The sequence below is a fragment of the Streptomyces sp. NPDC002698 genome, assembly GCF_042888945.1.
Classification (GTDB): domain Bacteria; phylum Actinomycetota; class Actinomycetes; order Streptomycetales; family Streptomycetaceae; genus Streptomyces.
This window is the reverse complement of sequence record NZ_JBIAQM010000001.1, coordinates 115,111-127,414: the sequence shown is the minus strand read 5'-3', so window position 1 is coordinate 127,414 and position 12,304 is coordinate 115,111. Positions and strand designations below refer to the sequence as shown.

At 71.0% G+C, this 12,304-nt stretch carries 9 protein-coding genes; 6 read left to right on the top strand and 3 right to left on the bottom strand.

Annotated features, from left to right (window positions below; translation table 11 throughout):
• Positions 1–4: 4 nt before the first annotated feature.
• Entirely contained in the window at positions 5–523 is a 519-nt protein-coding gene (locus ACFYW9_RS00555) for a DUF4245 domain-containing protein (RefSeq protein WP_389142794.1), read from the bottom strand.
• Positions 524–649: 126 nt separating this feature from the next.
• On the opposite strand from ACFYW9_RS00555, the gene glpX reads away from it, so the two are divergent.
• Entirely contained in the window at positions 650–1,681 is a 1,032-nt protein-coding gene (gene glpX / locus ACFYW9_RS00550) for a class II fructose-bisphosphatase (protein ID WP_326785733.1), read from the top strand.
• Positions 1,682–2,088: 407 nt separating this feature from the next.
• Here glpX and ACFYW9_RS00545 read toward each other — a convergent pair whose 3' ends face one another.
• Both ACFYW9_RS00545 and ACFYW9_RS00540 read right to left on the bottom strand, forming a co-directional pair.
• Positions 2,089–2,460 (bottom strand): WhiB family transcriptional regulator, encoded by a 372-nt coding sequence (locus ACFYW9_RS00545; RefSeq protein WP_328671196.1) that lies wholly within the window; start codon positions 2,458–2,460, stop codon positions 2,089–2,091.
• A gap of 197 nt (positions 2,461–2,657) precedes the next feature.
• On the bottom strand, positions 2,658–3,386 hold the full coding sequence (locus ACFYW9_RS00540) for a DUF1707 domain-containing protein (protein WP_389142788.1): 729 nt from the start codon (positions 3,384–3,386) through the stop codon (positions 2,658–2,660).
• A gap of 250 nt (positions 3,387–3,636) precedes the next feature.
• On the opposite strand from ACFYW9_RS00540, the gene ACFYW9_RS00535 reads away from it, so the two are divergent.
• The 5 genes from ACFYW9_RS00535 (at position 3,637) to ACFYW9_RS00515 (ending at position 12,237) form a co-directional block, all read left to right on the top strand.
• Entirely contained in the window at positions 3,637–5,304 is a 1,668-nt protein-coding gene (locus tag ACFYW9_RS00535) for a fumarate hydratase (RefSeq protein ID WP_389142785.1), read from the top strand.
• Between the two features lie 381 nt (positions 5,305–5,685).
• Positions 5,686–7,089: a class II fumarate hydratase gene (locus tag ACFYW9_RS00530; protein WP_389142781.1), complete on the top strand. Its 1,404-nt coding sequence runs from the start codon at positions 5,686–5,688 to the stop codon at positions 7,087–7,089.
• Between the two features lie 115 nt (positions 7,090–7,204).
• Positions 7,205–7,897, top strand: a complete 693-nt coding sequence (locus ACFYW9_RS00525; protein ID WP_329301472.1) for a DUF402 domain-containing protein — start codon at positions 7,205–7,207, stop codon at positions 7,895–7,897.
• A 397-nt stretch (positions 7,898–8,294) separates the two neighbouring features.
• On the top strand, positions 8,295–10,472 hold the full coding sequence (locus ACFYW9_RS00520; RefSeq protein ID WP_389142777.1) for a SpoIIE family protein phosphatase: 2,178 nt from the start codon (positions 8,295–8,297) through the stop codon (positions 10,470–10,472).
• 298 nt (positions 10,473–10,770) lie between these two features.
• The gene (locus ACFYW9_RS00515; protein ID WP_389142774.1) at positions 10,771–12,237 is read left to right on the top strand and encodes a catalase; all 1,467 of its coding nucleotides are present in this window, start codon (positions 10,771–10,773) and stop codon (positions 12,235–12,237) included.
• The last annotated feature ends 67 nt before the right edge of the window (positions 12,238–12,304 follow it).

Sequence of the window (12,304 nt, the reverse complement as noted above, 5' to 3'; positions counted from 1 at the left end):
GGGACTACGAGGTCTTCAGGGCCTCCGCCATCTTCACCAGCGTGCCGAACGACCCGGTGCCGGTCACCACCGTCGTGGCGCCCTTGTCCTGAAGGACGAGGGCGTCGTAGTGGTCGCCCTCGTAGCGCTGCCAGGTCCGGTCGCCGATGCGCTGGGTGGCCTTCGTCTGCCGGGCGCCCTGGCTCGCCGCGTCGATGAACACGGCCGGCCGCTGAGTGGACTGCTCGACCGCCACGTACTGACCGTCGGGGGCCTGGAAGCCCAGATGCCAGGCGTCGAACTCGCTGCCGTCGTAGCGCACCGAGGTCGCCTTCCACGCCGAGGGCAGCCCTTGGGGCGCCGCCACGGGATAGCTCGCCGCGCGGCGAGCCGTCAGCAGCTCGACCTTGTAGTCGACGCGCTTGAGATCCGGCTCGGAGTCGTCATGCGGAATGAAGATGTAGATGACGCCCGCCATGAGCGAGATGAGGCCCAGGGAAAGAATCATGTCCCGGACCGACTGCTTGCCTTTCGTACCTGCCACGCACCTATCGTCGCAGGTGCCCTGGCCTGCTCATCCGTGGGCCCCCCTGCTCATTTTGCAAGCCTGACGATAGAGTCGGGGCCACACCCTCATCCGGCCGTCGTCGTATCAGAAAGGTGCGTGTCGATGACCGAGCATCATCTGCCCTCCGAACTCGAAGTCCCGTCGGAAGCCCCCGACCGCAACCTCGCCCTCGAACTCGTCCGCGTCACCGAGGCCGCCGCGATGGCCGCGGGCCGCTGGGTCGGCCGCGGCGACAAGAACGGTGCCGACGGTGCCGCCGTCCGGGCCATGCGCACCCTCGTCTCCACCGTCTCGATGAACGGCGTCGTCGTCATCGGCGAGGGGGAGAAGGACGAGGCCCCGATGCTCTTCAACGGGGAGCGCGTGGGCGACGGGACCGGCCCCGAGTGCGACATCGCCGTCGACCCGATCGACGGAACCACGCTCACCGCCAAGGGCATGACGAACGCGATCGCCGTGCTCGCCGCCGCGGACCGCGGCACCATGTTCGACCCGTCCGCGGTCTTCTACATGGACAAGCTGGTCACCGGCCCGGAGGCGGCCGACTTCGTCGACATCAACGCGTCCGTGGCGGTGAACATCCGCCGGGTCGCCAAGGCCAAGCGGGTCACGCCCGAGGACGTCACGGTCGTCATCCTCGACCGGCCGCGCCACGACGGGATCATCAAGGAGATCCGGGAGACCGGCGCGCGCATCAAGCTGATCTCCGACGGCGACGTCGCGGGCTCCATCCTCGCGCTGCGCGAGGGCACCGGCATCGACCTGCTGCTCGGCATCGGAGGCACGCCCGAGGGCATCATCTCGGCCTGTGCCGTCAAGTGCCTCGGCGGCACCATCCAGGGCAAGCTGTGGCCGAAGGACGACGAGGAGCGGCAGCGGGCCATAGACGCCGGGCACGACCTCGACCGCGTCCTGACCACGAACGACCTGGTCTCCGGCGAGAACGTCTTCTTCGTCGCGACCGGCATCACCGACGGCGAGCTGCTGCGCGGGGTGCGCTACCGCTCCGAGACCGCGACGACCGAGTCGATCGTGATGCGATCCAAGTCGGGCACGGTCCGCCAGATCCGGTCGGAGCACCGGCTGAGCAAGCTGCGTGCGTACAGCGCGATCGACTTCGACCGCGCCAAGTAGGACCACCGGCCCGGAGGGCCGGGCGCCGACACGGCGCGAAAGGGGCGCCCCTTGTGCGGAGGGGCGCCCCTTTCTCCTGCGCGGACCAGGACTGAAGCCCACCCGCGCCGACCACGGCCGAAGTCCCGCGCCGACACCGGATGACGTCTTCGGGCCGGGTGCCGGCACCGGCCGACGCGGTCCCGTGCGGCCACCGTCCGACGGCTCGCCCGCGCCGGCACCGGACAACACCTTCCGGCGCCCGCACCGGCCGACGGCCCTCCCGCACCGACTCCGGCCCGGCACCCGGGCGGACGCACGAGTACCGCTTCGAGGCGGCGGGCGGCACGGCTGCCGCGTGTACCCCGTTGCCGTGTGCACGGGACGGCCCTGCCCGGCTCCCCACCGCTTCGCGCGTGCGGGGTGGGTCAGCCGGCCGCGGCTATCGTGCCGCGGGCGGCCTTCTTGAGCTCCAGGTCGCGGCGGCGTCGCCGGGCGAGCACGACACGGCGCTCGGCGGCGGTCAGGCCGCCCCAGACGCCGTACGGCTCGGGTTGCAGCAACGCGTGTTCGCGGCACTCGACCATGACCGGACAGCGGGCGCAGACGCGCTTGGCCGCCTCCTCCCGGGAGAGCCGGGAAGCGGTCGGCTCCTTGGAGGGGGCGAAGAACAGGCCGGCTTCGTCACGCCTGCACACCGCCTCCGTGTGCCATGGCGCTTCCTGATCCCTGTCCCGCACGGGCGCCCGCTGGGCCGGAACGGCAGCTACCTGCAGGGACTGATGCGGCGGTTGCAGCACGGGTCTACTCCTGACGACGGCTTCGCGAGCGTGCTGGGCACCGCGGAAGTTCCGCAGCGCCCTCCAAGAGACGATGCAGCAAGCCCTACCCGCTGTACGCGCGCCTATGCACTGCGTGCCGAAGCCCGGCCGTTCTCACGCGTGATCGATCGTCCGCGGCGGAGCGACCGCATCCGCCACCCGCATATTCACGAGCGTCAATGACCGAGGTGTTTGCGCAAACTCCGGTCCAGCCGGTCCGCCACCCGGTCGTTCACCCGGCTCGTGACCCGGTCGAGGATGTCCGCGATGAGCTTGCCGCGCTTGGGCCTCGCCTCGACGTTCCCCAGGACGGCGAGGCCGTCGATGTAGACCACGGGCGCGTCGGGGTCGCCCGAGTCCAGCGTGTCCACCTCGAAGTTGCCGAGCACCCCGCCGCCGCTGCCGCGCAGCGAGACGTTCTCCGGCACGAGGATCTCGACGTTGCCGAACACCGAGACCGCCTTGATCACGACCTGCTGGTACTCGAAGATCGCCTCGCTCAGGTCGATCTCGACGTTGCCGAAGACCGAGTACGCGTGGATGCGCCGGCCCGCCCGCCAGCGGCCCTTGCGGACGGCGGAACTGAAGACCGCCACCACGTTGTCGTCGGCCTCCGCCGGGATCGCGCCCTGGGTGGGGCGGTTGGGCGCGGAGACGTAGGCGGAGGCCGCGCGGCCCGTGTGGGCGGCGGGCAGGTCACGGACGAACTGGTCGAGCTCGCCGACCGTCTTGGTGGCCAGTACGCCCTCGACCCGCTCGGCATGCTCCTCGGCGGTCAGGCGCCCCTCGGCGAGGGCCTCGCGCAGGATGTCGGTGATCCGGTCGCGATCGGCGTCGGAAGCACGCAGTTCGGCCGGCTTCGCCGCCGTGGCGGCACTCGCGTCGGGGCTCTTTTGAAGGTCCACGGCAACAGCGTACCCAAACGCGATAGATCGCGACTACCCCTGGCGCGCCACCCGCGGGAAACCCGCTCTCCCCCGGGACCGACGGTCCGATGTCCGAACTGAGCCTTACCTCACAGCCTCGGCGCCCGTGCCAGGTTCTACGCTGGTGGACGCTGCCGATGACGGCCGGCCTCGGGCGAGTGAGCCGAAGGGGTGCGCCCGAGGCGACCGAGCCCCGAAAAAGCTGACTGTCGAGTGAGGAATAGGCGAGATGCCTGAGTTTGCGTACACCGATCTGCTCCCCCAGGGAGAGGACACCACGCCGTACCGGCTGGTTACCTCCGAGGGTGTCTCCACCTTCGAGGCCGACGGACGCACGTTCCTCAAGGTGGAGCCGGAGGCGCTGCGCAAGCTCGCCACGGAGGCCATCCACGACATCCAGCACTACCTGCGCCCGGCGCACCTCGCCCAGCTGCGCCGCATCATCGACGACCCGGAAGCCTCGGCGAACGACAAGTTCGTCGCCCTGGACCTGCTGAAGAACGCGAACATCGCGGCGGCAGGCGTCCTCCCCATGTGCCAGGACACCGGCACGGCGATCGTCATGGGCAAGCGCGGCCAGAACGTGCTCACCGAGGGCGGCGACGAGGCCGCCCTCTCGCGCGGCATCTACGACGCGTACAAGAACCTGAACCTGCGCTATTCGCAGATGGCCCCGCTGACCATGTGGGACGAGAAGAACACCGGCTCGAACCTGCCGGCGCAGATCGAGCTGTACGCCACCGACGGCGGCGCCTACAAGTTCCTGTTCATGGCCAAGGGCGGCGGCTCCGCCAACAAGTCGTTCCTCTACCAGGAGACGAAGGCGGTCCTCAACGAGGGCTCCATGATGAAGTTCCTGGAGGAGAAGATCCGCTCGCTGGGGACGGCCGCGTGCCCGCCGTACCACCTGGCGATCGTCGTCGGCGGCACGAGCGCCGAGTACGCGCTGAAGACCGCGAAGTACGCCTCCGCGCACTACCTGGACGAGATCCCCTCGGAGGGCTCCGAGCTCGGCCACGGCTTCCGGGACAAGGAGCTGGAGGAGAAGGTCTTCGAGCTGACCCAGAGGATCGGCATCGGCGCGCAGTTCGGCGGCAAGTACTTCTGCCACGACGTGCGCGTGGTGCGCCTGCCCCGCCACGGCGCGTCCTGCCCGGTCGCCATCGCCGTGTCCTGCTCGGCCGACCGCCAGGCCGTCGCGAAGATCACCGCCGAGGGCGTCTTCCTGGAGCAGCTGGAGACCGACCCCGCGCGCTTCCTGCCGGAGACCACGGACGAGCACCTGGACGAGGCCGGTGACGTCGTGAAGATCGACCTCAACCAGCCGATGGACGACATCCTCGCCGAGCTGACGAAGTACCCGGTCAAGACCCGTCTCTCGCTCTCCGGCCCGCTCGTCGTGGCGCGCGACATCGCGCACGCCAAGATCAAGGAGCGGCTGGACGCGGGCGAGGAGATGCCGCAGTACCTGAAGGACCACCCGGTGTACTACGCGGGCCCGGCCAAGACCCCCGAGGGCTACGCGTCCGGCTCCTTCGGCCCGACGACCGCGGGCCGCATGGACTCCTACGTCGAGCAGTTCCAGGCGGCGGGCGGCTCCAAGGTGATGCTCGCCAAGGGCAACCGCAGCAAGCAGGTCACCGACGCGTGCGGCGCGCACGGCGGCTTCTACCTCGGCTCCATCGGCGGCCCGGCCGCCCGGCTCGCCCAGGACTGCATCAAGAAGGTCGAGGTCGTCGAGTACGAGGAGCTCGGCATGGAGGCCGTCTGGAAGATCGAGGTCGAGGACTTCCCGGCCTTCGTCGTCGTGGACGACAAGGGCAACGACTTCTTCCAGGACCCCGCCCCCGCCCCGACCTTCACCACGATCCCGGTCCGGGGCCCGGGACTGGCCTAGTACGGGCCCGTACGGCGTCCGAGGTGATGCCGTACGGGATCCCGCGCCCGACACGCCGCAAGATGCGGCAAACGGCGGCCGGACCGGCCGCCGTTCGTCGTTCCGGCGCTGGGCCGTCCGGATGAACGTACGGCTTCACGCGCGCCGGGTGGGAACACCCGTGGGTCCCGGGACGCTATGTCCCATGGAGGTGTCACCAGTGACTCCTCCCCCTCGTGAACGAGGGGGCTTCTCACTCGACTCCAAGGAGTTTCATGACGGCCAAGCCCTGACCGCTGCCGAAGGCAGACGCAAAGCGCGCTACGCCGCTTTTGCGACTCCGGTACTCAGGAGGCGTTTCCCGCCCGGTCCGGAAGCCGGGATTCCCACACAAGGAGAGAGATGGCAGACGGCCAGGGCGAGGGCGCGTACCGGATCGAGCACGACTCCATGGGCGAGGTGCGGGTGCCCGCGGAGGCGAAGTGGCGGGCGCAGACGCAGCGCGCCGTGGAGAACTTCCCCGTCTCGGGGCAGCGCATCGAGCGCGCGCACATCGAGGCCCTCGCCCGGATCAAGGGGGCCGCCGCGAAGGTGAACGGCGAGCTGGGCGTGATCGCCGAGGACGTCGCGGAGGCGGTCCAGGAGGCGGCCGCGGAGGTCGCCGAGGGGCGCTGGGACGCGCACTTCCCGGTCGACGTCTTCCAGACGGGCTCGGGCACCTCCTCCAACATGAACGCCAACGAGGTCATCGCCACGCTGGCCGGCGAGCGGCTGGGCCGGGACGTCCACCCCAATGACCACGTGAACGCGTCGCAGTCGAGCAACGACGTGTTCCCGTCCTCCATCCACATCGCCGCGACCGCCGCCGTCACCCGCGATCTCGTCCCCGCGCTGGAGCATCTCGCCGCCTCGCTGGAGCGCAAGGCGCGGGAGTTCGCCGATGTGGTGAAGTCGGGGCGCACCCATCTCATGGACGCGACGCCGGTGACGCTCGGCCAGGAGTTCGGGGGCTACGCGGCCCAGGTGCGGTACGGGGTCGAGCGGCTGGAGGCCTCGCTGCCGCGGCTGGCCGAACTGCCGCTCGGCGGCACGGCCGTGGGGACGGGGATCAACACGCCGCCCGGGTTCTCCGCCGCGGTGATCGCGGAGGTGGCACGGGCGACCGGGCTGCCGCTGACGGAGGCCCGCGACCACTTCGAGGCGCAGGGGGCGCGCGACGGGATCGTGGAGACGAGCGGTCAGCTGCGGACCATCGCCGTCGGACTGACGAAGATCGCGAACGATCTGCGGTGGATGGCCTCCGGGCCGCGCACCGGACTGGCCGAGATCAGCCTCCCGGATCTCCAGCCCGGGTCCTCGATCATGCCGGGCAAGGTGAACCCGGTGATTCCCGAGGCGGTGCTGATGGTCGCCGCGCAGGTGACGGGGAACGACGCGACCGTCGCCGTCGCGGGCGCGGCCGGGAACTTCGAGCTGAACGTGATGCTGCCGGTGATCGCGAAGAACGTCCTGGAGTCGGTCCGGCTGCTCGCGAACGTCTCGCGGCTGCTCGCCGACCGCACGGTCGACGGGATCGTCGCGCACCGCGAGCGGGCCCGGGAGTACGCGGAGTCCTCGCCGTCCGTGGTGACGCCGCTGAACAAGTACATCGGGTACGAGGAAGCGGCCAAGGTCGCGAAGAAGGCGCTGGCGGAGCGGAAGACGATTCGCCGGGTGGTGCTGGAGTCGGGGTACGTGGAGCGCGGGGACCTGACCGAGGAGCAGTTGGACGAGGCCCTGGATGTCCTGCGGATGACGCACCCGTAACAGCCCGGGCCCGCGGAGAAACGCCTGATGACAGCTCCGTAACAGCGGGTTCCCGATGGCGTGAACCGTGACGGTTGCCGCAGCGTCGTATGCCTGGGGCACCTAATATCTGGTCATGGCAGAGGGTGGAGCGGTGAGACGAGCGGAAGCGGGCGGGCCGGCGGCCCACTGGGAGCCCGGGAGCCAGATCCTGTGGCGGTACCGGGAGAACGGCGGCGACAGCGTCCACATCTGCCGCCCCGTGACGGTCGCGCGCGACGACGCCGACCTGCTCGCGGTGTGGATGGCGCCGGGTACCGAATGTGTGAAGCCGGTGCTCGCCGACGGTTCGCCGGTGCATGGAGAACCGCTGGAATCGCGCTACACGAAGCCTCGCGCGGTGCGGCGCGACCGCTGGTTCGGGACCGGTGTGCTGAAGCTGGCGCGGCCGGGCGAGGCCTGGTCGGTGTGGCTGTTCTGGGAACAGGGCTGGCGTTTCAAGAACTGGTACGTGAACCTGGAGGCCCCGCTGACCCGCTGGGCGGGCGGGGTGGACTCGGTGGATCACTTCCTCGACATCTCGGTCCACCCCGACCGCAGCTGGCGCTGGCTCGACGAGGACGAATTCGCCATGGCGCAGCGGGCCGGTCTGATGGATGCTCAACTGGCGGCACAGGTAAGGGAAGCGGGGTGGTCGGCGGTGGAGGTGATCCGTTCCTGGGGCGCGCCGTTCTCGGACGGATGGCAGCACTGGAGGCCGGATCCGGGCTGGCCGGTTCCCGCTCTGCCGGATGACTGGGACCGTACGCCCGCGCACGTGTCCTCATGAGACCCTTGATGCGCCCCCGTGGTACAACCGTAGGATCGTCTTCCGCAAGGGCAAACGGCAGAGACAACTCCCGCAGGATGAGCCGGGCTTGACCATATGTCACCGAGGGGCGGCAGGACGTGAGCGAGGGGTACGAGGCGTACGGCGGCGTGGCCGGCCAGGGACCGGTCGCACCGCGCGGGCTCGCCACGACGGCCGTGCGGGCCGGGGCTTCGGCCGTCGCCCCGCTGTCGGCACGGACCGTTTCCGGCCGTCGGCGAGCCGTACCGTGCCGGGCGACGGCCGTTCGCGCCGTCGGTCCCGGCCCTGACGACACGCAGAATCCGTTCCTGGGGCACACATTCCGGGTATCGGGGCTGCGGGAAGAACTGTGCGCACGGCGCGCAGCCCCGGACGGATGGACTCGACACGCGTGACGGAGCATCCCACCTCGCACGAGCGCCGGCAGAGCGGCGCCGGCCGGCCGCCCGCCCCCGCGGACCCTCGCGGGGCGCTCCTGCGTACCTCCGAGCCGCCGTCCCCGCTGCCGGGTTCCGGCGCGTTACCGGTACAGGCCCGCACGGGCGACGCGCCGAGGGGTTCGGGTGCGCCCAAGTCTCGCGGCAAGCGCGGGAAGGCCGGCGGCCAGGTGTCCGCCGACGTCGGCGCGTCCGCGTCCTCGGGCACCGACGTGCCGTCGTCCTCACCGGTCTCCTCCGGGCCCGGCTCCGAGCACTCGCAGCCCTCGGCGACCGAGCCCGACACCCACCGCCCCCGGCCCGCGCCGGAGGGCATCCCGATCCAGCCGGACGCCGAGCAGGGACGGGCCTCGCGGGCGTCCGCCGGCAAGGAGCGCCGTACCGGGCAGGGCGTGCCGCAGGGCGGGCCGATGCCGATGCGGCGGGACGGGGACCGGCTGCGCTTCGTGGGCGCCGCGACCCGGCGGATCGCCCGGGGCATCGACCTCGACGAGATCGTGATGGGGCTGTGCCGGGCGACCGTGCCGACCTTCTCCGACGCGATCCTCGTCTATCTGCGTGACCCGCTGCCGGTCGGTGACGAGCGGCCGACGGGTCCCCTGGTGCTGCGGCTGCGGCGCACGGACCGGATTCCCGAGGAGCGGGACACCGAGAGCGGTTTCCTGCCCGCGCTGCGGCCGGAGCCCAACGAGCTGTCGGCGATGACGGCCGAGCTGTGCGAGGTGCGCCCCGGCGGCGCCCTCGCCGAGGTGCTGCGCGGGGTGCGGCCGGTGTTCGCGGACGCGCCCGCCGCGCGGGCCGCGCTGCCCGAGCTGCTCGGCGACGATCTGCCGGTGCCGAGCGGGCAGCGCGCGATCCTCGCGCCGCTGCGCGGCCGGCGCCGGGTGATCGGGGCGGCGCTGTTCCTGCGCCGGCCGGAGCGGCTCGCCTTCGAGGCGGACGACCTGCTGGTCGCGGCGCAGCTCGCCACGCACAGCGCGCTCGGTATCGACAAGGCGGTGCTGTACGGCCGTGAGGCGTACATCGCCGACGAGCTCCAGCGCACGATGCTGCCCGAGACGCTGCCGCGGCCCACGGGGGTCCGGCTCGCGTCCCGGTATCTGCCGGCGGCGGAGACGGCCCGGGTGGGCGGCGACTGGTACGACGCGATCCCGCTGCCGGGCAGCCGGGTCGCGCTGGTCGTCGGTGACGTGATGGGCCACTCCATGACGTCGGCGGCGATCATGGGCCAGTTGCGGACGACGGCGCAGACCCTCGCGGGGCTCGATCTGCCGCCGCAGGAGGTGCTGCACCACCTGGACGAGCAGGCGCAGCGGCTCGGCACCGACCGCATGGCGACCTGTCTGTACGCCGTCTACGACCCGGTGTCGCACCGGATCACCATCGCCAACGCGGGCCATCCGCCGCCGGTGCTGCTGCACCTGGGCGGGCGGGCCGAGGTGCTGCGGGTGCCGCCGGGTGCCCCCATCGGTGTGGGCGGGGTCGACTTCGAGGCGGTGGAGCTGGACGCGCCGGCCGGGGCGACGCTGCTGCTGTACACGGACGGTCTGGTCGAGTCGCGGCTGCGTGACGTCTGGACCGGGATAGAGCAGCTGCGGGAGAAGCTCGCGGCGGTCGCGGCGCTGACCGGACCGGATCATCCGCCGCCGCTGGAAGCGCTGTGCGACGAGGTGCTCGACATGCTCGGCCCGGGAGACCGGGACGACGACATCGCGCTGCTCGCCGCGCGGTTCGACGGGATCGCGCCGAGCGATGTCGCCTACTGGTTCCTGGAGCCGGAGGACGCGGCGCCCGGCCGGGCCCGGCGTCTGGCCCGGCGGGCCCTGGCCCGCTGGGGCATGGAGGACATGACCGACTCCGTGGAGCTGCTGGTCAGCGAGGTCGTGACGAACGCGGTGCGGTACGCGTCGCGGCCGGTGACGCTGCGGCTGCTGCGGACGGACGTCCTGCGCTGCGAGGTCGGCGACGACGTGCCCCAGCTGCCGCGGCTGCGGCAGGCGCGGGCCACGGACGAGGGCGGTCGCGGTCTGTTCCTGGTGAACCGGCTGGCGCGGCGGTGGGGGGCGACCCGGCTGAGTACGGGAAAGGTCGTCTGGTTCGAGTTGAACCGGAACTGACCGGGTACCCGTCCGGTCTCACCCCGGTGGGCCGGCGCCGGACCGCGCCGGTACGGGTGCCGGACGGCGGCCGCGCGGCTGCCTGACGGGCCTGCGCCGGTGCCGGACCGTGCCGCCTGTGCCGGTGCCTGAAGGCGTCTTTGCCGGTGCCTGAAGGCGCCTGTGCGGGCGGGACGGGTGCCGGTCCGGACGTACCGGTGCCGGTACCGGTCCCGTGTTGCCGACATGATGTCGGCGGCGTTGACTGCTGGGGTGGGCGAAGCGACCTGACGACCTCATCTCCGACGGGAGGACGCTCGTGACGCAGGCATCCCGGAAGGCTCCGTACACCACGAACAACGCAGGGATTCCGGTGGAGAGCGACGAACACTCGCTCACCGTCGGCCCCGACGGCCCGATCCTGCTCCAGGACCACTACCTCATCGAGAAGATGGCGCAGTTCAACCGGGAGCGGGTGCCCGAGCGGGTGGTGCACGCCAAGGGCAGTGGCGCGTACGGATTCTTCGAAGTGACCAACGACGTCAGTCAGTTCACCAGGGCGGATCTGTTCCAGCCGGGCAGGCGCACGGACATGCTGGCGCGGTTCTCGACCGTCGCCGGTGAGCAGGGCTCGCCCGACACGTGGCGCGACCCCCGCGGCTTCGCGCTGAAGTTCTACACCGAGCACGGCAACTACGACATGGTGGGCAACAACACCCCGGTCTTCTTCGTCCGTGACACGATCAAGTTCCAGGACTTCATCCGCTCGCAGAAGCGCCACCCGGTGACAGGGCTGCGCGACAACGACATGCAGTGGGACTTCTGGACCCTCTCGCCCGAGTCCGCGCATCAGGTGACCTGGCTGATGGGCGACCGGGGCATCCCGAGGACGTACCGCCACATGAACGGCTACAGCTCCCACACCTACATGTGGATCAACGGCGGCGGTGAACGGTTCTGGGTGAAGTACCACTTCAAGACCGACCAGGGCATCGAATTCCTCACCCAGGCGGAGGCCGACGAGCTCGCGGGTACGGACGGGGACAAACACCGCCGTGACCTGTTCGAGTCGATCGAGTCCGGCGACGCGCCGAGCTGGACGCTGAAGGTCCAGATCATGCCGTTCGAGGACGCGGCGGACTACCGGTTCAACCCGTTCGACCTGACGAAGGTCTGGCCGCACGGGGACTACCCGCTGATCGACGTGGGCCGTATGGTCCTGGACCGCAATCCCGAGGACTACTTCGTCCACATCGAGCAGGCCGCCTTCGAACCCTCGAACATGGTGCCCGGCATCGGGCCCTCGCCGGACAAGATGCTGCTGGGCCGGCTGTTCTCGTACCCCGACACCCACCGCTACCGGATCGGCCCCAACTACGGCCAGCTGCCGCCCAACCGGCCGCGCTCCCCGGTGAACTCGTACGCCAAGGACGGCCCGATGCGCTACGAGCCGTCGACGACGTCCCGCCCGTACGCGCCGAACTCCTACGGCGGCCCCGCGGCCGACTACGAGGGCCGCTTCGGTGACCCCGCGAGCTGGCGGACCGCCGGTGAGCTGGTGCGCGAGGCCTACAAGCCGCACCGCGAGGACGACGACTGGGGCCAGGCGGGCACGATGGTCCGCGAGGTGCTGGACGACGCGGCCCGGGACCGGCTGGTGGGCAACGTCAGCGGGCATCTCAAGGCCGGTGTCACCCGCCCGGTGCAGGAGCGCGCCTTCCAGTACTGGCGCAACGTGGACAAGGAGACCGGCGACCGGATCGCGCGGAACGTCGACGGCGGCTGAAGCGCCGAAAGGCCGGCCGGTCCCCGGGTGGGGGACCGGCCGGCCTCTTCGGCGGAGGGGGCACCCG

Bases quoted from the DNA above. Each gene is read 5' to 3' on its own strand.
- glpX (WP_326785733.1), top strand. From the start codon at position 650: ATGACCGAGCATCATCTGCCCTCCGAACTCGAAGTCCCGTCGGAAGCC.
- ACFYW9_RS00535 (WP_389142785.1), top strand. From the start codon at position 3,637: ATGCCTGAGTTTGCGTACACCGATCTGCTCCCCCAGGGAGAGGACACC.
- ACFYW9_RS00530 (WP_389142781.1), top strand. From the start codon at position 5,686: ATGGCAGACGGCCAGGGCGAGGGCGCGTACCGGATCGAGCACGACTCC.
- ACFYW9_RS00525 (WP_329301472.1), top strand. From the start codon at position 7,205: ATGGCAGAGGGTGGAGCGGTGAGACGAGCGGAAGCGGGCGGGCCGGCG.
- ACFYW9_RS00520 (WP_389142777.1), top strand. From the start codon at position 8,295: ATGGACTCGACACGCGTGACGGAGCATCCCACCTCGCACGAGCGCCGG.